The 21,556-nt window shown below is 40.0% G+C and carries 21 protein-coding genes; 11 read left to right on the top strand and 10 right to left on the bottom strand.

Annotated features, from left to right (window positions below):
- The first annotated feature begins 22 nt into the window (after window positions 1–22).
- The 9 genes from MSI_RS01390 to MSI_RS01350 all read left to right on the top strand — a co-directional run bounded on the left by MSI_RS01390 (window position 23) and on the right by MSI_RS01350 (window position 11,377).
- On the top strand, window positions 23–1,411 hold the full coding sequence (locus MSI_RS01390; protein WP_009102904.1) for a hypothetical protein: 1,389 nt from the start codon (window positions 23–25) through the stop codon (window positions 1,409–1,411).
- Window positions 1,398–4,304 (top strand): tetratricopeptide repeat protein, encoded by a 2,907-nt coding sequence (locus MSI_RS01385; protein ID WP_009102903.1) that lies wholly within the window; start codon window positions 1,398–1,400, stop codon window positions 4,302–4,304. The genes MSI_RS01390 and MSI_RS01385 overlap by 14 nt, the downstream gene beginning before the upstream one ends.
- 18 nt (window positions 4,305–4,322) lie before the next feature.
- Window positions 4,323–6,005, top strand: coding sequence for a hypothetical protein (locus tag MSI_RS01380; RefSeq protein WP_039923921.1), 1,683 nt, complete (start codon window positions 4,323–4,325; stop codon window positions 6,003–6,005).
- Between the two features lie 30 nt (window positions 6,006–6,035).
- Window positions 6,036–6,644, top strand: coding sequence for a MotA/TolQ/ExbB proton channel family protein (locus MSI_RS01375; RefSeq protein ID WP_009102900.1), 609 nt, complete (start codon window positions 6,036–6,038; stop codon window positions 6,642–6,644).
- Between the two features lie 22 nt (window positions 6,645–6,666).
- Window positions 6,667–7,080 carry a biopolymer transporter ExbD gene (locus MSI_RS01370; RefSeq protein ID WP_009102899.1) on the top strand — a complete coding sequence of 138 codons (414 nt, stop codon included), beginning with the start codon at window positions 6,667–6,669 and terminating at the stop codon, window positions 7,078–7,080.
- A complete protein-coding gene (locus tag MSI_RS13725) occupies window positions 7,077–8,195 on the top strand; it encodes a hypothetical protein (RefSeq protein ID WP_009102898.1) in 1,119 nt (372 codons plus the stop codon). Before MSI_RS01370 ends, MSI_RS13725 begins: the two co-directional genes overlap by 4 nt.
- Before the next feature lie 11 nt (window positions 8,196–8,206).
- The gene (locus MSI_RS01360) at window positions 8,207–9,226 is read left to right on the top strand and encodes a sugar kinase (protein ID WP_009102897.1); all 1,020 of its coding nucleotides are present in this window, start codon (window positions 8,207–8,209) and stop codon (window positions 9,224–9,226) included.
- Between the two features lie 83 nt (window positions 9,227–9,309).
- Window positions 9,310–10,137 (top strand): protein-glutamate O-methyltransferase CheR, encoded by an 828-nt coding sequence (locus MSI_RS01355; protein ID WP_009102896.1) that lies wholly within the window; start codon window positions 9,310–9,312, stop codon window positions 10,135–10,137.
- 43 nt (window positions 10,138–10,180) lie between these two features.
- Window positions 10,181–11,377, top strand: a complete 1,197-nt coding sequence (locus MSI_RS01350; protein WP_009102895.1) for a chemotaxis response regulator protein-glutamate methylesterase — start codon at window positions 10,181–10,183, stop codon at window positions 11,375–11,377.
- Between the two features lie 87 nt (window positions 11,378–11,464).
- On the opposite strand, the gene MSI_RS01345 is transcribed toward MSI_RS01350, so the two are convergent.
- The 4 genes from MSI_RS01345 to MSI_RS01330 form a co-directional block, all read right to left on the bottom strand.
- The gene (locus tag MSI_RS01345; protein WP_009102894.1) at window positions 11,465–11,788 is read right to left on the bottom strand and encodes a hypothetical protein; all 324 of its coding nucleotides are present in this window, start codon (window positions 11,786–11,788) and stop codon (window positions 11,465–11,467) included.
- Window positions 11,785–12,306 carry a tetratricopeptide repeat protein gene (locus MSI_RS01340; protein ID WP_009102892.1) on the bottom strand — a complete coding sequence of 174 codons (522 nt, stop codon included), beginning with the start codon at window positions 12,304–12,306 and terminating at the stop codon, window positions 11,785–11,787. Before MSI_RS01340 ends, MSI_RS01345 begins: the two co-directional genes overlap by 4 nt.
- Window positions 12,306–13,358, bottom strand: coding sequence for a polyprenyl synthetase family protein (locus MSI_RS01335; RefSeq protein ID WP_039923973.1), 1,053 nt, complete (start codon window positions 13,356–13,358; stop codon window positions 12,306–12,308). Before MSI_RS01335 ends, MSI_RS01340 begins: the two co-directional genes overlap by 1 nt.
- 417 nt (window positions 13,359–13,775) lie before the next feature.
- On the bottom strand, window positions 13,776–14,330 hold the full coding sequence (locus tag MSI_RS01330) for an STAS domain-containing protein (protein WP_009102888.1): 555 nt from the start codon (window positions 14,328–14,330) through the stop codon (window positions 13,776–13,778).
- A gap of 136 nt (window positions 14,331–14,466) precedes the next feature.
- On the opposite strand from MSI_RS01330, the gene MSI_RS01325 reads away from it, so the two are divergent.
- Entirely contained in the window at window positions 14,467–15,438 is a 972-nt protein-coding gene (locus MSI_RS01325) for a hypothetical protein (RefSeq protein ID WP_009102887.1), read from the top strand.
- 1 nt (window position 15,439) lies between these two features.
- The gene (locus MSI_RS01320) at window positions 15,440–17,278 is read left to right on the top strand and encodes a hypothetical protein (RefSeq protein ID WP_009102886.1); all 1,839 of its coding nucleotides are present in this window, start codon (window positions 15,440–15,442) and stop codon (window positions 17,276–17,278) included.
- Here MSI_RS01320 and MSI_RS15125 read toward each other — a convergent pair.
- The 6 genes from MSI_RS15125 to MSI_RS01295 all read right to left on the bottom strand — a co-directional run.
- The gene (locus tag MSI_RS15125; RefSeq protein ID WP_155815460.1) at window positions 17,243–17,584 is read right to left on the bottom strand and encodes a pseudouridine synthase; all 342 of its coding nucleotides are present in this window, start codon (window positions 17,582–17,584) and stop codon (window positions 17,243–17,245) included. The genes MSI_RS01320 and MSI_RS15125 overlap by 36 nt on opposite strands.
- Before the next feature lie 17 nt (window positions 17,585–17,601).
- Window positions 17,602–18,255: a pseudouridine synthase gene (locus MSI_RS15120; RefSeq protein WP_009102884.1), complete on the bottom strand. Its 654-nt coding sequence runs from the start codon at window positions 18,253–18,255 to the stop codon at window positions 17,602–17,604.
- Window positions 18,246–19,232 carry a hypothetical protein gene (locus tag MSI_RS01310; protein WP_009102882.1) on the bottom strand — a complete coding sequence of 329 codons (987 nt, stop codon included), beginning with the start codon at window positions 19,230–19,232 and terminating at the stop codon, window positions 18,246–18,248. The genes MSI_RS15120 and MSI_RS01310 overlap by 10 nt, the downstream gene beginning before the upstream one ends.
- A 26-nt stretch (window positions 19,233–19,258) precedes the next feature.
- Window positions 19,259–20,290 carry an aspartate--ammonia ligase gene (gene asnA, locus MSI_RS01305; protein WP_009102880.1) on the bottom strand — a complete coding sequence of 344 codons (1,032 nt, stop codon included), beginning with the start codon at window positions 20,288–20,290 and terminating at the stop codon, window positions 19,259–19,261.
- 12 nt (window positions 20,291–20,302) lie between these two features.
- Window positions 20,303–20,833 (bottom strand): adenine phosphoribosyltransferase, encoded by a 531-nt coding sequence (locus MSI_RS01300; RefSeq protein WP_009102878.1) that lies wholly within the window; start codon window positions 20,831–20,833, stop codon window positions 20,303–20,305.
- 50 nt (window positions 20,834–20,883) lie between these two features.
- The coding region (locus MSI_RS01295; protein WP_039923918.1) for a cyclic nucleotide-binding domain-containing protein at window positions 20,884–21,556 on the bottom strand (673 nt) is incomplete at its 5' end.

The raw sequence follows: 21,556 nt of genomic DNA, 5'->3' as shown, positions 1-21,556 counted from the left end.
GCCGCTGGAGGGAGGCTCTGCGATGAATAAAAAAACTGTTTTATCATTTTTAATTCTTTTTGCAGCAGGCTTTGCAAGGCTTTTTGCAGCATATAATACTCTTGGAATTCCAGATTCTGCTGAAATCCGTGCGGGGCTGACCGAAAACTGGTTTGAAGCTCCGCTGGAAATGGTCAGGCAGAATAAGGCTGAACTTATTACAAATAATATTGGTCAGGAATTTCAGGTAAGAATGGAAGAAGATGATTCTTTCTTCTATATATTTGTTTCGCCTAAAACAACAATCAATATCAAGGTTGTTTCAGATTCACAAAGTCATATTGAGCAGAAAACCTATTATCCCGGAGATGTGGCAGGAAGCTTTGTCCTTGTCCGAGATAAACTGTCAGGAAAGCCTCTAAGTGCCCGCTACTATTTCCTTAAAGACAGCGGAGTTTACGTTCAGTTCACTCCATACGGAAAATCAGCCCTTGCAGACCTTGTAATTTTTGGAAATTACGCTGCCCGGGGCGCTCCTACTGGTCTTCCTTTTTCCTACTATTATTCTTCATCTTTTGATAACGTGATGAAGACAACTGAAACAAAAATTCCATGGAACTATGTTCTTACTTCTCAGAATGAATACCATGGCGTCCGTCAGATGAGTGCGGTAATTGATGAGGCCCTTCCTCAAATCAAATATGCCCCGGACGCAATGTATGATGGAGATGGTCATTTAGTTCATGTTGCAAGCGGACGGCCTTTTGCTTTTGATGAACTTGGAAAAACTTCGGTAGGGCAGAGCCTCTTCCTTTCTTCGGCTGGCTTTCTGAAATGGATTTGCGACGGACTTGTAGAACCGATTGCCGGAGCCCAGCTTAAGAGGGAACCTCTGGTTCAGGATACGGTCTGGGTAAAAGATAACGGACATCAGGGAATTCTTTCTCAGAAATACAATCTCTATTTTGGCTTAAACTGGATTCGTAATCTTGCTTCGGCAGTCATTTCTGTTTATGCAAATAAAAACTATATGTTTAATCAGTCTGGAGTAGACGTAACAATTAATCCTTTTGCTTCTTCGATAAATGACAAGGGAGTTGCCACTTCTGTAACCTTTATAGAAAATACTGGTTATAGAATTCAGGTGTTAAAATCGCTTTTGTACGTGCTTGCCGCTACAGAGCCTGATACTTTTTATCTGGGGGCAATCCGTGAAACAGACAGAAGCGTGTCGCCAGAGGTAAGTGTATTTAATCAGAATGCGGTTTTCTTTCCGTATTTTCTGGATGACGGTACTTTTGCCTGCATAGTTTATATGAATGGAAAAAAACTTACGCTTGATGAATTCATGCGTCTTTATCAGTCTGATTTTCTTTATCTAACAAAGGTAAAATCAAATGAACAATTCTTCCCGGCTTATGATAAAAAATAAAATAATTCTTACATCAATTCTTCTGCTCAATTTCTGTGTATTTACCAATGCCCAGAATATAGCAGCGTCGGAAACGGCACTTTATAACGAAATTAATACTGCTTACTCAACCGGATTTTTGCCGGGGGTAATAGAAAAAGCTTCGACTTTTGAAAGAAAATATCCGGATTCAGCCTATATTACTGAAGTTCGTCTGCAAAAGGCCAGGGCGCTTACCGGTGTAGAAATGAATGATTCTGCACAGGAAGAACTTCTGCTTCTTTTGAATTCTCTTGGAGAAGATACTCCCCAGCTTGCGGAATGTTATTACCTTTTAGGCCGCGCTTATTTTGGAAAGAGCCTTTATAAAAATGCTCTTTCAAGCTTTTATCTGGCAGCAAAAAAAACAAAAGCTTCTGAGCTTACCTCTGAGCAGGAAATTTACAATCAGAGTCTGCTTTATGCCGGCCGCATTTATTTTTTTGAGGATAATTTTAAGGATTCTGCCCGCCAGTTTGAGTATGTAGTTTCAAAGGGAAATAAATATTCTCAGGCTGATTTTAATGAAGCCCTTCAAAAGCTGATAATTTCCTATAATGGTCTTAATCAGGGAAAAAAATCTGTTGAACTTTTTAATTCCCTGCCAAAAGAAAGTTTTGATCCGGTCTTTTATTATACAACTGCCGTTTATGCGGCTCAGGGCTATGAAAATACAAAGGAATATCAGAAGGCCTATGATTTGTACTGTGCTGTAATTGATGCTCAGATTGAAAGCCTTTCTGTAATTGCCCTTAAAAAAGCATATCTTCTTGCAGAAGAGAAAAAAGTTCCTGTAAATCCTGGTGAGGTTTTCAGCCGTAATACTGCCTTATTTGAAAAGCAGCCGGAGCTTGTCTGTGATTTCTGGATTCGTCTTGGTATAGATGAATTTGATGCAAAAAATTATGAAACGGCACTTGATTATTTTGCCAACGCCGAAAAGCTTATAAATGAAGGCGTGAAAGGAGATCTGGCTCTTATCTGCCTTTACCGTTCAAAGACTGTTCTTGAAACTGTAAGCGATCAAAAAGTCCTGCTGCTTGAAAAAAAGCATTTTGATGAGAATTTAGATCTTTTTAAGAACTCTCCTACAGATAATATTCTTGATTCCTATTATTCAACTCTTTTGCAGTTTGCTGTTGTCTTGAATAACTGGAACGAAGTTCAGAAAATCTACGCAAATATTAAAAAGCCTGATGCAAAAGCAGCCTATTATTCGGCATCTTATTTTTACAATAAGGGGGATTATTCTTCGGTACAAAAAAATCTGGAAGCTTACCTCTACGATACTGAATGTAAAAAAATGTATGCTTCAAGCTGCCTTAAAGCCGGAAATGCCGTAAAAGCTGAAAGTCTTTATAAGGAACTTGAGGCAGATTCTGCCCTTGATGAAAAGTCTATTCTGGAATACGCAAAAGCTCTCTTTATCACTAAGCATTTTTCCAGCTCTTACCAGAAGACCCGCACCCTTAAAGCTCCTGAAGCTTTGTATATTGCAGGCCTTGATTTAATCAACCTTAGAAAATGGAATGAAGCCCGTAACAGCTTTAATTCCTATATTTCGCAGGCTTCTTCATCAAAAGACTTCCTGCTTCTTTCTTTCTTTTATAAAGCCTATGCTGAATATAATCTTGGTGAGTTCAAAAATGCCTATGCTTCTTTTGTCCGCTTTAATTCGGAAAGTGATTCAAAGCCTGTTGAAATAAAATATGTCCGCCAGGCTTTGGACTTCGCCGTAAAGAGTGCCCTTCAGAACGGCGATTTTAAGAATGCTTCTGCCCAGGCAGAAAAACTTGTAAAAATCTCCCAGACTAAGGAAGAAAAAGAGGAAGCGGTGCTTTTGAATGCCCAGATTTATGCAGATTCAGGTAACGGTCAGAAGGCAGTTGAAGTTCTGACTCCTTATACCAGCGATAAATCAGACTTTGCCCTTACAGCCCTCTTTGAAATTGCAAAGATTTATGAAAAGCAGGGGGATTTGAACCTTGCAGAAAAGCAGCTGGAAGCAATAATAACAAAAGCCCCGCGTTCTCAGACTGCAGAAGAAGCAGTTTTCCACCAGGGAGAAATGTATTATTCTCAGAAAAATTATTCAGTTGCGGAAAACCGCTTTAATCAGTACATCTACAAATATGCAGATGGCAAATACAGTGATGCGGCCCTCTTCTTCTGTGCCGATTGTAATTACAGACTGGGTTCTTACGAAAAGGCCCTTATGCTTTGCCAGGTATTCATTAAGAAATACGACCAGAGCATTTATGCCTACGGAGTTTATACAACTCTTTTGAATGCCTGCTACGACGAACAGGATTATGAAATGGCCTTGACTACAGCCGAAACTCTAGTTCAGAAATACCCGGAACAGGCTGCAGGAGACGGAATCGGGAAAAAGGCTCAGGAGCTTAAAAGGCTTGTTTCAGGAACTGACAAAACCCTTGCCCTTAAGCAGAATGAATATGAAAAGGCCGGAAAGGCTTCTACTAAAAAAGGCCGCAAAATCGGAAGTGAACTTGTCCGCCTTTATATGAGAAATAATGAGACTCAGGCTGAAGGAGTAAAACTTGCCGGGGAACTGGCTGCTCTTCAGACCGGGGATGATGAAAAGGAACTTTTTGCCCAGAATACAAGCGTACTTGCAGAGTATAATAGAAGAAATGGACAGAATAAGACTGCTGCAGAAGAATATCTGAAAGCTGCAGCTGCATACCGAACTTCTGGAAACTCTGAAAAGGCTGCTGAAAGTCTTTACTCTGCCGCAGAGGCCTTTGCCGCTGCAAAGCTTATGGGTGATGCCCGCGAAACAGCTGGAACCCTGAAGGAATTATATCCTCAGAGTCACTATGCTGAATCAGTTGATAGAATTACAGGAAATTAGGATAAACAGGATATGCTTATGAAAAAAATAAAGAATACAAAATTTAATAAGGCCCTTTTGCTTGCAGGAGGAATGTTCTTTTTTGCTGCAGCACTTTCTGCCCAGTCAAATGAGGCTGAAAATATTGAACTTGATGATCTTACCACGGTTATTAAATCCGGAAATCTGATTGCAGGGGAAGATGCCCTTCCTGCCTTTTCTGATGTTGTTGAGGAACCAAAAGGCAGTGGTTCAATCGTGCCGGTTCTTCCGGATGTAACTGTTCAGGAAAAGCCAGGTGTCGCTGATGCCGCTTCTGCAAAAAAAGAAAAATCTGTATTTGCAGAAGGTAAGGTTGGAGGCGGCTATCCTGCTTTGTTTTACGGAGATTTTTCTGTTTACCGTCTGAGCGGTCAGAATCCCTTCTTCATAGGTTTTAATCATAATTCTGCTGCCGGTTATTCTGGTCATTCTTTAAAAGACGGCTATAAAGACAGCACAACCGGTATTAATATTACAAAAACAATTCAGAAAAATAAGGCCCTTGTAAATCTTAATGGTAACTACAAGGTTTTAGTAAACGGTTTGCAGAACAAGGTTGCTAACTTCAGTGACATTACCCAGAACGATGTAAAAGGCGGCGGAGATTTTACCTGGCAGTTTAATGATATTTTTTCTGCAGGAGCTTGTCTTAATGCAGACTTCTATAACCGCTATTCTGCAATTACAGGTGATACAGAGGCTGCTGATTTCTTAAAGAATGTCAGCGTTTTTGGAATTTCTCCAGGACTTTTTGGAAATGTTGATTTAGGAGCCTTTGATATAGGATTTTCCGGCACTTACTGGCTTGATTCAAATACAAACGGTTCAATTGCCTATGATCCAGAGAACAGAAATAATGAAATCAGTAAGCTTTCTAACCGCGGACTTTTTAAAGTCCAGGCTTCATGGCAGAATCAGATTTTTAAGGCTTACGCAAACGTTGGAGCACTCCTAAGTGATTCAATGAACAACAATTATATTACTGCTCCTTTTACACTTGGTGGAAGTGCGGTTTTTCCGGTTCCTTTTGCTAACCGTAAGGCAAGTATCGGGCTGGAAGGGGGACTTTCTGCAGAACGTACCCGTGTAGCAGAACTTGAAGAAAAGTATAAGTTTACGGCTTTGAACTTTATTCCTCAGGAAGTTACAAACTGGTATATCCAGCTTGATTCCTCTGTTCCTGTAGGAAAGGGCTTTACTGCCGCTGCAAAAATTGCCTATAAGAAGACTGCTTTTGGAAACGGTCTCTGGCAGCCTTATTATGACAAAGACTATAATGGATTTTATATGTATAAACAGGATGAGTTGAGCATTCTTTACACAGAATTAAGCCTTACCTGGTATTATAAAATCCTTTCTCTTGTTGCAGGCGTAAAATCAAACTGGATTGATATTCCTGTACTTGAGTATAATCAGCTTATTAGTCTGGGGGCTGGCATTACAAGTGCCGGCGGTAAGTTCACTACAAGCCTTACAGCAGATTTTGGACTTGATGATGATTCTTCAGCAATTGTTCCGATTTTCAATCTTGACGGTTCTGTAAAAATCACTCAGGCTGTAAGTATCGGGGCTGAGCTTACAGATATTATCAAGCTCTTCTCTGGTACAACAAGAACTTATGCGGGGGAATATATAACAAGAAGCGGAACAGCTTCTGTAATGGTAAAATTTTTCTTTTAATACATAAAAAAAACTTGGAGGTTTTAGAAAATGTTAAGCAGTATTAAAGCGGGTGGAGTATTGATGTTTCCAATCATTTTGTGCGGAATCATTGCAACTTTTATTATTATTGAAAGATGTTTTTACTTTTTGAATATCAAAAAGCGTGATGAAAAACTTATGAACGATTTGCAGGGCTCTCTTGGTTCTCAGAATTTTGATGCCTGTGCCGTTGCCTGTACAGAAGCGGGAACTCCAATGGCTCAGGTTCTGAAAAAGGCTTTTGACTGCCGCCGCTATCAGGAAAAAGATTTGCGCGAGCTTGTTGAAGCAGAAATGGACTTTGTTGTTCCTCGTCTTGAGCACCTTCTTACTCCTCTTGGTACAATTGCAAATATTGCAACCCTGCTGGGACTTTTGGGAACTGTAACTGGTAACATCAAGGCTTTTGGTGTTCTTGGTGCCGGTGGAACTATGGGAGATCCAGCCCTTCTTGCAACCGCAATTTCTGAAGCCCTGGTAACAACTGTTGCCGGTCTTATCGTTTCAATTCCTTCTGTTATATTTCATAACTATTTTATTTCGCGCGTAAATCACCGTCTTGTAGAAATGGAAGCAAAGGTAACAGAAGTTCTTGTCCGCCTTACAGGCAGAGTGTAGTTAGCCGAGGAGAAATTGCTTTATGAGATTAAGCAAAAACCGAAAGAGAATAACTTCTAATGTTGATATGACTCCTATGATTGATATCGTATTCCAGCTGATTCTCTTCTTCCTGGTTTCTACAACATTTGCCATTCTTCCTGGAATTAAACTGAATCTTCCTGAAAGTACCACAAGCGAAGGAACTTCGATGAAGGGAATTACAATTACAGCTGAAGCCAGCGGAAGTCTTTATTTTAATGAAAAAGAAGTTAATATGAAGACTCTTAAGGCGGAACTTGTAAAATACGATACCGGTGATACAAAAAAGATAGAATTTCCTATCTCTCTTGAAGCAGACAGCGAAGTTAAAAACGGAACTATCGTAAAACTTTTTGACGTAATCCGGGAAAGCGGATATGCGGTAATTAATTTGAGGACGACATCCAAAAAATGACAGAAAATTTATGGACTAAAATCCAGAAAATACAATATAAGGGAATACCAGTCTTTGGACGCGACAGCAATCCCCAGAACACAAGTGAATTTGTGGCTCTGTCGGGAACCGTCCTTTTGTGGCTGATTCTTTTTCTCTTTTTTATTTTTGCAAAGCCTTTTTCAAAGAAAAATGATTTCAAGCCGGTTCAGATAGTACTTTCTTCTACTCCGGTTGCAAAGACAGAAAAAAAGGACAGTGCGGCGGCTGCTGCGGCTGCTGCTCCACAGGCGGCAAGTTCAGAAAAGCAGATAAAAAAATCTGAACAGGTAAAAGAAGCTCCGGCACCCGCTCCTGCAAAAAAAGAGCAGAAGATTGCAGAAACTCCTAAAAAGGCTGCTGAAAAACCAGCTGCAAAGGCGCCTGCCAAGCCGGTGGAAACAAAAAAGACAGCTGCCCCGGCAAAGACACCAGCTCCCGCAGCTCCTGTTGAATATGCAAAGAGCGTAGAAGAACTTATGGCAGAACAGATGTCTTCAAAATCTGCATCAACCAAATCCTTCAACTGGGATGATTTTGATGATTCAAATGATGATTCTCCTGTAACTTCTTCCCAGCCACAGAAAGTTGCTTCTTCCTCTTCTGTTACGGGAACTTCCGGTAAGGCAAATTCGTCAAGTTCTGGAGTTACCAGCCAGCAGGAAAAGGATGGTTCTATAAACGAAACAGCCTCTTCATCTACAACCGGTGCTCTTAAAGGTATTAAAAATGCCACCTATAAAGGAAGTGCGGGAACAAGCCATTCTTCTGAACTTACTGCTTCTGTTTCTAATGGCAGCGGGCATAATCAGTTTGCCATGGCAGACGGTTCTTCCCGCGGTCTTATTGAACCTGCAGAACCCCGCATTGATTTGTCTGAAGCGGCGGCTAATCAGGTTGATACAACTATCAATGTGTCAATTATTATTGAAGTACAGCCTAGCGGAAATGTTACAAGTGTAGATGTTAATCCTTCTTCCATTGTACCGCCTCTTGCTCAGCAGGAAATCCGCGCTCAGATTATCGGAAAATGGCGTTTTGAACGTGCAGACTTTTCTTCAATGGGAAAATTCCAGTACACAATTAAAAAACTTTAGGAAAGAATATTATGTCCACAGTCGTTACATTCGGAGAAATCATGCTGCGCCTTGCACCGGAAGGATATATGCGCTTTCTTCAGGCAGATACTTTCGGCGCCTCCTACAGCGGCTCAGAAGCAAATGTTGCTGTCAGTCTTGCAAACTTCGGAATTGATACGGCTTTTGTGACCCGCCTTCCTGAAAATGAAATCGGCCAGTGTGCCGTTAATTATTTAAGAAGATTTGGCGTAAATACAAATTTTATTTCCCGTTCGGAAGACGGCAGAACCGGCCTATATTTTTTAGAAAAGGGTGCCGGAACCCGTGCTTCTAAAGTGATTTATGACCGTGCCGGTTCTGCCGTATCACTCTCTACTTCTGAGGATTATGACTGGGACAGCATTTTTGAGGGCTGTAAGATTTTCATGTTATCCGGAATTACCCCGGCTCTTAGTAAGGCTCTTTCGGAAATATGCCTTCAGGCCTGTCAGATTGCACAGAAGAAGGGAATTACTGTTGTTTTTGACCTCAATTACCGCAAAAAGCTCTGGACAGCAGAGACCGCAGGCAAAGTTATGGGGGAAATCTGCCGTTATGTGGATATCTGCATTACAAACGAGGAAGATGCTTCGCTTTTATTTGGAATAAATATGCCTCAGAAGGATTTTTCCAGCCTGAATATGGATGGATACAGAGAGGTTGCGGGAGAACTTGCGGCTCGTTTTGGCTTTAAGAAGGTCTGCATTACCCTCAGGGAATCGAAGTCGGCCAGTTTGAACGGCTGGGCAGGACTTATGCTCAGCGATGACGGATTTACTCAGAGTAAAAAATATGAAATCAACATTGTAGACCGCGTTGGGGCAGGGGATGCTTTTACTGCGGGAATTATTTACGGCGAGTTGAAGAAAATGACCTGTCAGTGCCAGCTTGATTTTGCGGTGGCTGCCGGCTGTCTTAAACATACAATTGAAGGCGATTTTAATATGGTAAGCGCGGAAGAAGTGCTTTTTCTTGCCGGCGGCGACAACTGTGGACGCGTAAAACGTTAAAAATAAAACAATTTGTTCTAAATATACTGCATTTTTAAATTTAAAGTTTTACTTTTGGATAATGTAGGTTTATAATTTTACTTATGTTAGAAGTACTTAATGATGCAGACTACGAACTTTTTCGAAAGGTCATTTATGATGAAAGCGGTATCACATTCTCTGCAACAAACAGGTCAATTCTCGACAGCAGAATAAAGGAACTGCTTCGCAAAAAGAATATGTCCACTCCTCAGGAGTATTATGCCCTGATTACTAAAAGCACCGAGGAAATGAAGGAGATGCTGGATGCGGTTACAACAAACCTTACCCGATTCTTCCGAAATCAACCTCATTTTGATGCTTTTATCAATTATGTAATTCCTAATATCATAGAAGCCAAAAAGGCAAAAAATTCTTTTGATAAGACAATAAAAATCTGGAGTGCCGGCTGTTCTACTGGTGAAGAGCCTTATACTCTGGCTATGATTATGAAGGAAATTACACCTATGGGCTGGGATTTCCAGATTACGGCTTCGGATATTTCCCTCAAGTGTCTTATGACCGCTCAGACTGGTTTTTATGCTGACAACAAAATCGATGGTATTCCTGAAAATTATCTTCAGAAGTATTTTACCAAGGTCGATGGAGGCTATCAGGTAAATAAAGATCTGCAGGCAAAAATCAAATTCGACTACCATAACCTTAAGAACGATTCCGGTGCACGCAACCTTGATGTTGTATTCTGCCGTAATGTTCTTATCTATTTTGATGAACCTGCTCAGCTTAAGGTAATTGATAACTTCTGGAATTCAATGGCAGCTCATTCATATCTCTACATCGGCCATTCGGAATCGCTGTTCGGTATGAATACAAAGTTTGAATTCTTAAAGACTCAATGGGCTTGTCTTTATAGAAAACTTCTTGATAAATAAAAAAAAGTTCAATAAATCTCAATAAAACTGCGAGGTATATGCTATGGATGATATTTCGGTATTGGTTTGTGATGACTCTGCGTTGATGCGCAACCTTATTGGACGAATTGTTGATGAAACAACCGGCTTGAAAGTATGCGGAAAGGCTGAAAATGGTCAGGATTTGCTGGATAAAATTCCTCAGTGTAATCCTGATGTAATCCTTCTTGATATTGAAATGCCGGTAATGAACGGTGTTGAATTCCTTAAAAAACGCAAGGAACAGAAAATCAAAGTTCCTGTAATCATTCTTTCGAGTGTTGCTACTGAAGGTGCAAAAGTAACCATGCAGTGTCTTGAGCTTGGTGCTTCTGACTTTATTACAAAGCCAGGCGGATCTTCTGTAACACTTAAAATTGCTGATGTATCAAGTGAAATTATTGAATATATTGCGTCTTATGGTGGTGCTTATGCGAGCGCTCACGGAAAAGAAATTCCTGAAGCTGATTATTTTACACAGCAGGTAAAACTGCGTGAAGCACAGCGTCAGGTTGTTCTTAAGAAGGGTGAGGAAGCTGCTAAGAACTTTACCATTCAGAAGACCGACTTACCGGCTTCTTCTTTGTGGAATAAACCAAAGCTAAAGGAACCTGTTACCATTACTCCAGCCCGCTCCGGCGGTAGAATTGACCTTATTGCAATCGGTATTTCAACAGGTGGACCTAATGCTTTGCGCGATGTATTTAAAATGATAGATCCTCGCCTTAAACAGCCTGTAATGGTTGTTCAGCACATGCCTGCCGGCTTTACAAAAGAGTTTGCGGCTAGTTTGAACAATATCTGTCCTCTTACTGTTACAGAGGGCGTAGACGGCGAAAAGATTGAAGGCGGACACGTTTACATTGCTCCAGGCGGATATCATATGTTCGTAGAGCATCGTGCAGACGGTAATTACGTAAAACTCAGTCAGGACGAGCAGAGAAACGGTCACAGACCTTCTGCAGACGTTCTTTTTGAGTCTGTTGCAAAAATCTACCAGAACAATGCTCTTGGTGTAATTATGACCGGTATGGGTCGTGATGGTGCTGCAGAGCTTGCAGAAATGCGTAAGCAGGGTGCCTGGACACTTGGACAGGATCAGGCTTCAAGTATTGTTTACGGAATGCCAAAGGTTGCCTTTGAACTTGGCGGCGTTCAGAAGCAGGTTCCTCTTATGCAGATGGCTGATGAGATTAGTAAGTTAGCAAGAGAGCATTGTTAGCTAAGGTCGTAACGGGAACTCCAACTTCCGAAAGCATGTAACCTTAGCATCAAACTTGCGGAGACGCAAGTTTGCATTGGATAAAATTTAAAGGCTGTCCGAAAGGGCAGCTTTTTTTTCGTCCTTTACGATAATTTTCATGATTGGATTTGCTCCGCGGGATAGCAGAAAGATTATTATGGCCGGAATAGCGAAAAATATAAGCGTTATGGCGAACTTTGAGGCTTCAGAAGGATTATAGCCGTCTTCAAGTTTTGAGCCCGTCAGAAAGGCTATAATAGCCGGAGAAAGGAAAAATCCAGCAAAGGCTGATGCAATTGGAATAAAAAGGCAGAGAGTATGCCCGATTTTCTGCTTCCAGGTGCGTCGTAAGTCTTTTTCTATAATAAAATCTTTTATTACATCTTTCATAGGGCATTCATTTCCTGAAGCTTTTTAGTACATTCAGCTTCACCGGTGGCGTTTCCAAGCACATTGTAAGTGTCCTTAAGATTAAAAAGCGCATCTTCATAATAAGGATTGATGTAAACTGCCTGTTCAAAAAAATCTGCGGCTGCTTCGTAATCTTCTGTCTGGAAGCATTTTACTCCAAGCAGGTTCCACAAATGGGTATCAAGAGGATTAAAATCAAGTTCTTCTTCACAGATTTCCTGAACAAGGCTGTAAAGCTTTAGGGTAAGACAGATCTGTGCGTAGGTTTCGGCAACATCCGGATTATGAGGCGCAATTGAGTAGGCTTTTGCAAGACAGTCTTTTGCTGCCTTTGTGTTGCCCATATCGCGGTAGGTTACCCCCATATTAAACCATAAGAGATAATTGAACCGGTCGAGGGTAAGTGCCCGTTTAAAACATGCAATTGCTTCAGGAAAATGTCCTGCAGAGGCCAGGTGAATAGCTTCATTGTTTAATTTATCTGGGTGCTCTGTCATTATCTGAAATTCTCCGGAATCATTGATGTAAAGAGTTCTGAAATTAAGTCAGAATTAAAGAAGGCAAGGTTATCTTTTATAAGTTTTTTACCTTCCTGTGCAGCGTCTTTTATACAGTCGCTTGTTTCAAGCAGTTTAATGCATTCTTCTACGGCAGGGGAATCAAAGCCTTCTTCGGACGCCTGCTTCATAAGCTTTGCAATCTTTTCTGCATCAGAAGGATTTTTTTCTACGTGAATAAGAACCGGAAGGCTCTTTTTGCCTTCTACAATGTCATCTCCTCGTTTTTTACCAGGGTTTCCGCTTGTAAGGTTAATTACATCATCGATAATCTGAAAGCCCATGCCTATATTTGCAGCGGTTTCTCCAGCTTTATCTGCCTCTTCTTGGCTTGCTCCTCCTGCTATATAGCCGATTTTTGCCGCCATAGAAGCAAGGGTTCCTGTTTTACAGCGTACCATTCCCTGATATTCCTCTTTAGTCGGGAAGAGCTCCGGTGTTCTGTGCCAGAAAATATCCATTGCCTGACCAAGGTGAAGGCGGCGCAGTTCTTCTGTATAAAGTTTGTAGAGGGTAAGACGGCGGTCATCCGGGATTTCAAGCTCTGTAGAATTAATGCAGACAGGAGCTTCAAAATAAAGCCAGCTGGCAGCGTTGAGCGCTGTGTCCAATCCATAAGTAATATGGGCAGCAGGTTTTCCACGGCGCAGGTCAGCAGAGTCTTCTATATCATCATGGATAAGGCTTGCAGTGTGTACGAACTCAACAAGTGGTGTAAGAGAGTAAGCTGTTTCTTCTGAAAGACAAGTGGTGCTGTTCAGGCGGCTCTGTAATTCATAGCATAAAATTAAGAGAAGAGGGCGCCAGCGTTTTCCTCCAAGATCTATAAGGTTTTTATTTGGGGTTATCAGGTTCTGAATAAAGTTTTCTGTAATGGCTTCTGAAAGCTTTCCGAAAGAAGAGTCCTGCCATTTTTTTGAGACTTCTTTGCAAAGAGACTTGTTAAGTGCTTCCTCTATTTTTGTGAGCCTATTTAAAAGTTCCTGTTTCATAAGTAAATTATATAAAAGAATTGACAAAAAAACAAATCCTTGAATTTTCAAAGAATTTCACCATTTATCAACATTAATTAACCCCTTATCCACAAGTTATCCACATTTGGATTTTGGACTTGTGGATAAAATTCGTGTCAATAGAATTTGAAAAAAATGTTTAAAAATTTTTACGAATAGTTCTTATAACAAATTAAATCTATATAATAATAAGAAATAAGTAGTATATCCGAATATATTGTGTAGGGGTTTAAGGCGTAAACTTCATTTTAATTTTGTTTCACAAATATAACATGTGAAACATTTTAAGAAGTTTTCCACAAGTTATCCACATTTTATAAAATTTCAGGTGGAATAAATGTGGATAAAAAAGGGGTATTCCCTAAGGAATACCCCTGCTTAAGTTCATGTAAATTTTTAGCCCAGTGTAACTTCTCCGCTGTCGTTGATTGCAAGAATTGAACGGCAGCCTGAACATCTGAATCGGCCTGCTTTTGTTGCACGCAGCTTTTTGTTGCATACAGGGCAGGAAATAATCAGAGGGAAGGTTGAACTTGGAGCTGTACTTCCGCCTGCAGAGAAATAAGCCAGAGCCTCTTCTGCAGAAGATTTAATATTGAAGAACTGAGAGAAGCCTAAAAGCTGGAATACTTCATATACCTTTGGCTGGATTTCCAAAAGAACAACATCTCCGTCCTTTGGTTTTACTATTTTCAAGAATACAGTAAATGAACCGATACCGGTAGAAGAAACATAGTTAAGAGCTGAGCAGTTAAAAATCAAATTGATATAACCGGCTTCAATAACTTTAGTGATTTGTTTCTGGAAAAAACTAGAATTATAAGTATCAATATAACCGTTCAGATAAATGAAAATTCCGCGGTTAACACCTTCAGCCTTTTTTAAAGCAATTGAAAGGCTGTCGTCCTTTTCATTGTCAAATCCTGGAATAATTGAATTGTTGCTATCCATACGCGTATATTTTCCTTAGTAATTTATTCTATTTAATTATATATAACAATTTCGTCATCGTCAAACTCTTTATTTACTTTCTTGTAATTAATAATTCATATATTTTCTGCCGATAATATAGATAGGAAAGACTTTAATGAAAAAAGCACTGTATTTTATTTTGATTTATCTTGTATTGCTCATTTTGGGAACCCTTCTGGCAACCCTCCTGTATTCTCTTTATCTGAATGTTACAAACTTTACAGCGGGCCAGCCAATGGCTCTCTTTCAGACCGGGGATATTATCAAGTCCTTCTTTTATATTTCTGCCTGCTATGCTTTTTTAATAGGTCCTGTCTTGTGCTATTACCGCATAAGACATCCTTTTGGAGCCGCCCAGACTTTTGCCTATATTTTTATATTTGCCCTTACCTGGACTGTAGTTTTTCCTATGAATTATAAACTTAAAACTTTTGTAAATAATAATTATGATTTTGCTACAGTAGAAAAGGAGCAGGGCCTTACAGGCGGTTATTTCAGAAAAGTTGGAGATAAAATTTACTATCTGGTTGAAGATTATAATTATGACCGCGTAACCCGCATTATTGAACTTGATACAGAAAGTGACCAGGCTGCCCGTTACAGAGTTGTTTTTTCTGATGAAGCTTTCGAACTTTTGAAGGCTGGAAAACCTTATAAGGATATTATCATAAAAAGTACTTTTGAAGATTCTTCTATTACTAATTTTATAAATCTTAAAAGTCTTGTTGATTATGGCGAAACTTCTTTTTCAAAAGGTTTTATTGCTTACCTCTGCTTTCTTTCACTTGCCTTTGCTATTTGTTCTATATATGGTCTTTCTTCCATGTTTGACTGGAACTTACTGAATGTATGCGCCATTGTGGTAAGTCTTTCTGCAATCCTGATTTTTAATTCATTATATTTTTCTGCGGCTTTCCAGCCTGTAATCCGACAGATTTATAAAATAGGATTTTTTGATTTTACAAACAGATTCATTCAGAATTCCTTCCTTGTTTTTGTAAATACGGTATTTGGTTTGATTATAACAACAGCAGGAATTATTAAGTTCATCTTAAAAAAAACTGCAGTTAAAAAGGAGGAGGATTAAAATGAAGAAGATCATAGGAACCTTATCCTTCTTTTTAGTTTTTGCTCTTATTGTAAGTCTTGTTGCTGGTTTTATCGGCAGTATTCCAACTGGTGTACCAGAAAATGCCGCCAGCAAATATAAACTGCTTGTAGGACTGGGATATTTTCTGCGCTATCTTCCTTCTGTTGTTTATTCGGGCTTTCTGGTAAGCCTTTCTGTTTATTTTGGAAATAACTGCGAGGGAAGCTTAACCCGTTTTTCTTCTGCAATGCTTGGCAGGTTTAAAATCCTTATTATTTATGCCTGTGCCTGCGCCCTGATTCTTACTATGAGTACAGAAGTTTTTGGAAGCCTAATTAACAGGGGAAAGAGAAATATAATCAATCATCCAAAGCTTGTTGCTCAATATATTAAGGCTGGTCAGACTTTCTTTGAAGAAGGGCTTTATTCAAAAAGTTATGCCTATGCTGATGCGGCCCTTGTGCTGAACCCTAATTCACGGGAAGCTGCGGAATTAAAAGATCGTTCTGATGTAGAAATTAACCGTGAAAATACTTCTAATATCCGTTTTGAAATATACCGTTCCAGCAAGGAAACTCATGATAATTTTTCAAAGGCCAATATTGATACAAGAAAAATTTCAGATGCCTATAAGTGCTTTTTGAATGCTTCTTCCTGCTTTGACAGGGGCGAGTGGATTAATGCTCATTACTATGCACAGGAAGGGCTTAAACTTTCAAGTCCAAAAGATCCTAATGTTGATAAATTGAAGGATATTGCTACTCAGGCCTGGAACAAGATTACAACAGAGCATAACCTTGCAAAAAATGACGATCAGAAATTTTATGATGCAAAATACGAAGGTTATCTTGCCCTTGTAAAAAATGATGATTTAACCGCCTATTATATTTTCCGTGATTTATTCTTGTCTTCTCGTGATTATGCTACAGACCCGGACGTGCTTTTTTATCTGGATGTTGCGTCAAAGCGAATTGATGAGCGCTGTTTCTTTGATGATGAAGTTTTCCAGCTTGAAAGTTTTGAAGATTTGAATGATATCTGTTTTTCTTATACCTATACCGACGGTTCAAAGGATATCATTTATTTCCGCGGGGTTACTTCAATAAAGGAAACAGGCCGCACAGTTCAGTATCTTCGTGATTTAACAATTCAGACAATCGCTGAAAACGGCAGTCTTTTCAGGACTATGACTGTGCCTTATGCAAAGGTTCTGCCGGTTTCTATAAAATCAATCAATGAAAAAACAAAGGAACTTCTGGGAATTGATCTTAAAGTAAGTGTTATTCCATATATTATGCTGAATTCTGTAGGACGCGATGACCCTAATGTAAGGACAGAACCGCTTTACGTTTATGAATCTGGTGAAACTGCTCATGTGCCGGAATATATTCTTCTTCCAATGAATTACAGCGATTTTACCATGCTTGAAACTCAGACCAGTGAACCGGCCCGCATTCCTTTCGGCAACCTTTATAAGCTTGTAAAAAAAGCCAGCCTTTACGGTTATTCCTCTGAAGTTTATTGCGAAGCTCTTTTGAACCGCATTTTCTATCCTTTCTGGATTGTAATTCTTTTGATTGGTTATGCTTCTGTTGCCTGGAATTACAGGACAAAAGTTAATCAGTATTTTAAGATGACTTGGGTTTTCGGCTTTCCTTTTATAATTATAATTTGCCATTTCTTAAATAAATGGCTTTTGTATATCTTCAAACTGATTAATTATGTAATTGTAGGAGTTGTTCCTTCGGCTTCGGCAATATTTATCGGCTTTATTCTCTATGCGGGAATTCTTGTTCTGATGTCACTTTACTTCTTTGCAAGACATACTGCCAGATAGTGGGAAAGGGCTCTGAACATCAAAGGTCAGCCCCGCTTCGGAGCAGGCAAGTCGTTCTGCGTGAAGGTAGATTCGTTTTGCAGGCAGTCCTCCGTAGAGACTGTCTCCCAAAAGGGGAAGGCCTGCTCCGCTTAAGTGTACGCGAATCTGATGAGTGCGGCCTGTAAAAAGCTCGCATTCAATTAAATAAGCTTTCTTGCCTTCTACGGTAACTTCTCCGCAGACTCGGAAAGATGTTTTTGCATAGAGTCCGCCAGCTTTTTCCGGTACAGCGCCCCATTTTCCTGCCTGAGATTTTGAGGATATGCGGCCAAGATAGTTTTCTACTGTAAAAGTATTACCTTTTTTAGAAGATTTGCTGCTCGCCCGCCAAGTGTTTTTGCAGGCACAACCACAGCCTTGTAAATCTTTGTAAAGCTGTGAGCTTCAAAGATATCGTGAACAGCTTTGTTTACAGCCCGGTTTTTAGTAAAAAGAATTACACCTGAAGTTTCGCGGTCAAGGCGGTGCATTATTCCAACGTAAGGCGGGTTTCTTAGTTCCGGATTGCGCTTCCATAAAAAATCTACTACTGCGTCGTGAAGGTTCTTTCTGTTTCCAGTGATTGTCTGTTCAACGGGAAGAAAAGCAGGTTTATTTACAAAAATAAGGTTTTGGTCTTCGTATAGTACGTCAGTCTCAGTCATTACAAAATCGATGTCGTCGGGCTGTTTTTCAAAAAAGAACTTTTCTGCTTCAAAGTCTACGATTACTTCTGAGCGGCCGCGAAGTTCAAAGGCGGGGCGGCGGCATTGGCGGCCGTTTACACTTACGCTGCCGGCTAAAATAAGGCGGCGGATTTTTGAGTTTGAAATTGCTGGGCTGGAATAGGAATTTGTGCTGCTAGAAGGCATTTCTGCTTGCACTCGTGCAGGCAGTTCTTCCCGCAAAAGTTCATCCAGACGGCAGGTTTTATTTACTAAAATCTTTATAAGCATTTGAGCTCGCCGTTTTCTATTTTAAGTTTGATTTTTGCAGGCTCCATGCAGACGTTTTCTAAAAAGGCCTTCAAATCAAAGGATTCTGGTCCAAGCAAATCATCTGCAGAATAGGAAAGTTCAAGTTCGCAAGAATCGCCTTCTTTTTCAAGGCGGGAAATTGCACCGTTAATTCTTACTACATCATCAACAAGTGCAATTAAATCGTGCTGATTTTTTTCTTCGTATTTTTCTGCAAGGAAGAGAAGCTGCATTTTTTCTATATCTGTATGATTCTGTTCTTCCGGTAAAAAGCCGCTTTTAAAATCACAGTTATTACAGCGCTGCCATTCAGCAAAGTCTGCAAAAAAGCGGGAAGGGTAGATTTTTAATGGTTTTAGCACGTTTAAGAACCAGGGTACTGCGCGTCCGGCAGAATAAAAAGTACGGCAGGCAAAACTCAGGTCTCGTGCATAGCGGATGTCTTTTGCGCTGAAAATACCGCTTACAGAAGCAGTCTGTGCCTCTTCTGCATTTTCTGTCTGGGCAAAATCAATGTGATTTGGATACTGATTGGCCGCAAAATCAAGGCGGTCTGTAAAAGCCTTTAATGTGTCGCCCGTCTGCGCTGCATATTTCAGCTGAAAGCCGAATACAATTCCAGCCTGGTTCAAAAGGTTTGCCTTATTTGCAAAAAACTTTTTATCAAATAAAAGCTTTCCGCCTTTTTCAATTGGACGAAGCGGGATATCAATGGAACAAAAAAGATTCTGCAATGCGCCAACAACCTCACGGTCAATTGCCGATGCATCAATCAAAAAAGAAAAATATACGTCCGGCGCTTTTTTTGCAGCCAGACGCATGATTCTTAAAAGAGAAGTTTTATCACACGAAAGTTTTTCGTCATGAATTGAAAACTCAGTAATTCCTTTTTCTGCAAGATGAGGAATCTGAGTTTCAATTTCATTGGAACGAAATTTATATTCTTTTTCTTTCACTACAGGAGTTCGATAAACGAAAAGCTTTACAAAAGCTTTATACCGCGTTTTTCGCAGTCTTTAATGATTTCATCAGACCAGATGCTTACCTGGGTTTCTCCGATGTGTGCCTTTCTTAAAAGGAACATACAAAGACGTGACTGACCGATACCGCCACCCAAAGTCTGAGTAAGTTCTCCCTTCAAAAGTTTTGAGTGGAACTCAAGTTTAGCACGTTCTGTGCAGCCACGTTCTTCAAGCTGAGCCTTCAAAGATTCTGGGCTTACACGAATACCCATAGAAGAAAGTTCAAAAGCGCTGTTCAAAACAGGGTTCCAGACAAGAATATCACCGTTCAATCCGCGGTGGCCGTCGCCACATTCTGTAATCCAGTCATCATAGTCAGGAGCACGGCCGTCGTGAATTGTGCCGTCATCAAGCTTGCCGCCAATACCAGTGATGAAAACTGCACCGTATTTCTTTGTAACGATATCTTCGCGCTCTTTTGGAGTAAGTTGTGGATATTCACGCTGCAAATCATCTGCAAATACAATCTTAATTTCTTTTGGAAGAATCGGTTTGATTTCAGGATAGCGGTCGTAAAGGAAGAATTCTGTGCGCTGAATACAGCGGTAAACCTTCTTTACAATTTCGTGAAGGAAGAATACTGTTCTGTCCTTTTCATCAATTGCCATTTCCCAGTCCCACTGGTCAACGTAAATAGAATGAATTGCATCCAGATCTTCATCAGGGCGCAAAGCGTTCATATCTGTGTAAATACCAAAGTCTGGATCAAGTCCAAGTTCTGTTACCTTAAGGCGCTTCCATTTTGCAAGTGACTGAACGATTTCCATTTTCTTTTCATTCAAAGCCTTGATAGGGAATGAAACAGGGCGTTCAACACCGTTCAAATCATCGTTAATACCGATTCCTGCCGGTACAAAAAGAGGGGCAGTAACGCGGGTAAGGTTCAGTTCTGTAGAAAGAGCAAGCTGGAAAAAATCTTTAATTGCAACAATAGCATGCTCTGTTTCTTTGTTGTTCAAAATGCTTTTGTAAGTAAGAGGAAGTGTGTACATTTTAATTGCCTTCTATTCGCCCTGATAGTTGATAAGTGTTGTAACCTTGCAAGGAGCAAGTGCTTTTTCGTAGTTCAATTCAGGAAGTCCGATAATTCCAAAGAATTCTTCAACTTCAGCGCCACCCTGTTCAATAAGGTTCTTAGCTGCGGCAAGAGTTCCGCCAGTTGCAATCAAATCATCAATCACAAGAATTTTCTGACCTTTTTTAATATCCTTTTTGTGAACTTCAACTTCTGCAACGCCATATTCAAGGGCATATTTACAGCTGTAAGTATCTCCAGGAAGTTTTCCCTTTTTGCGGATAAGGATAAGAGGAATGCCTAATTTTTCTGCCAGTGGAGCTGCAAAAACAAAACCACGTGATTCAACACCGGCAACGGCATCAAGATTTGCATCCTTGTACAATTCTACCATTTTATCAAGGCAGAATTTAAAGGCTTCAGGGTTTACAAGAACGCCTGTAATATCATAAAAAAGGATTCCCGGTTTTGGGAAATCGTGAACGCGGCGAACCGCACTATCAAGTAATTCTAAACTCATAATGGTTTATTTTAGTACTCTTAATGAGAAAAAACAATAGTTAGTCTTTCCTATAGTTTTTCCATTGCCTTTGAGGCGGCCTGAGAGTTTTCATGAAGGACGGACATAAAATCTTTTCGTGAAATTTTAATCAATTTACACTGGGTAAAAGCAATGGCAGTCTGGCCTCTTTCTTTTCCAAGAATACAGCTGCTGTCTCCAATAAAACTGCCAAGGTTTATGAGCCTGGTTGTATTTTCATCACTTATTTTTACAAAGCCCTGGCAGATGTAGTAAACGCAGTCGGATTCTTCTTCCGGGGTAAAAATGACATCTCCTCCGTTATAGTAAAGGGAGTTTTCTGAAGTTTCATTGCTTATCGGATTTATAAAGAGGATGCGTTTGAGGTTTTTGAACAATTTATTTTCATAAAAGTCTGGAAGAAGGTAAAGTTCCTTAAGCAGAAGGGTATCAAAAAACTGGGAAGCATAAATCATCTGGGCAAAAAATAAAAAGATTACAAAGAAGAAGTAGACTTTAAGCATCATGATGATTAATGCGCTGATTGTACCGTAGATTACGTTGTAATTTGCGAAGGTGATAAAGTGATTCAGGAAAAAGGAAAAGATAAAGGCAGAAAGGGTATTCAGAAAAGAATAAAAAATGCAGATTCGCCATTTGGGTTTTGTTCCTGAACCTATTTTATAATAATAGAGAGTTACGATAAAAAGCAGAAGGTATACG

The sequence above is a fragment of the Treponema sp. JC4 genome (assembly GCF_000260795.1).
Taxonomy (GTDB): Bacteria; Spirochaetota; Spirochaetia; order Treponematales; family Treponemataceae; genus Treponema_D.
The sequence above is the reverse complement of the archived record's forward strand: the minus strand, read 5'-3'. Positions and strand labels throughout refer to the sequence as shown.

What these genes read in the sequence shown, in the direction of transcription:
- MSI_RS01390 (WP_009102904.1), top strand. Translation starts at nt 23, where the DNA reads ATGAATAAAAAAACTGTTTTATCATTTTTAATTCTTTTTGCAGCAGGC.
- MSI_RS01385 (WP_009102903.1), top strand. Translation starts at nt 1,398, where the DNA reads ATGATAAAAAATAAAATAATTCTTACATCAATTCTTCTGCTCAATTTC.
- MSI_RS01380 (WP_039923921.1), top strand. Translation starts at nt 4,323, where the DNA reads ATGAAAAAAATAAAGAATACAAAATTTAATAAGGCCCTTTTGCTTGCA.
- MSI_RS01375 (WP_009102900.1), top strand. Translation starts at nt 6,036, where the DNA reads ATGTTAAGCAGTATTAAAGCGGGTGGAGTATTGATGTTTCCAATCATT.
- MSI_RS01370 (WP_009102899.1), top strand. Translation starts at nt 6,667, where the DNA reads ATGAGATTAAGCAAAAACCGAAAGAGAATAACTTCTAATGTTGATATG.
- MSI_RS13725 (WP_009102898.1), top strand. Translation starts at nt 7,077, where the DNA reads ATGACAGAAAATTTATGGACTAAAATCCAGAAAATACAATATAAGGGA.
- MSI_RS01360 (WP_009102897.1), top strand. Translation starts at nt 8,207, where the DNA reads ATGTCCACAGTCGTTACATTCGGAGAAATCATGCTGCGCCTTGCACCG.
- MSI_RS01355 (WP_009102896.1), top strand. Translation starts at nt 9,310, where the DNA reads ATGTTAGAAGTACTTAATGATGCAGACTACGAACTTTTTCGAAAGGTC.
- MSI_RS01350 (WP_009102895.1), top strand. Translation starts at nt 10,181, where the DNA reads ATGGATGATATTTCGGTATTGGTTTGTGATGACTCTGCGTTGATGCGC.
- MSI_RS01345 (WP_009102894.1), bottom strand. Translation starts at nt 11,788, where the DNA reads ATGAAAGATGTAATAAAAGATTTTATTATAGAAAAAGACTTACGACGC.
- MSI_RS01340 (WP_009102892.1), bottom strand. Translation starts at nt 12,306, where the DNA reads ATGACAGAGCACCCAGATAAATTAAACAATGAAGCTATTCACCTGGCC.
- MSI_RS01335 (WP_039923973.1), bottom strand. Translation starts at nt 13,358, where the DNA reads ATGAAACAGGAACTTTTAAATAGGCTCACAAAAATAGAGGAAGCACTT.
- MSI_RS01330 (WP_009102888.1), bottom strand. Translation starts at nt 14,330, where the DNA reads ATGGATAGCAACAATTCAATTATTCCAGGATTTGACAATGAAAAGGAC.
- MSI_RS01325 (WP_009102887.1), top strand. Translation starts at nt 14,467, where the DNA reads ATGAAAAAAGCACTGTATTTTATTTTGATTTATCTTGTATTGCTCATT.
- MSI_RS01320 (WP_009102886.1), top strand. Translation starts at nt 15,440, where the DNA reads ATGAAGAAGATCATAGGAACCTTATCCTTCTTTTTAGTTTTTGCTCTT.
- MSI_RS15120 (WP_009102884.1), bottom strand. Translation starts at nt 18,255, where the DNA reads ATGCTTATAAAGATTTTAGTAAATAAAACCTGCCGTCTGGATGAACTT.
- asnA (WP_009102880.1), bottom strand. Translation starts at nt 20,290, where the DNA reads ATGTACACACTTCCTCTTACTTACAAAAGCATTTTGAACAACAAAGAA.
- MSI_RS01300 (WP_009102878.1), bottom strand. Translation starts at nt 20,833, where the DNA reads ATGAGTTTAGAATTACTTGATAGTGCGGTTCGCCGCGTTCACGATTTC.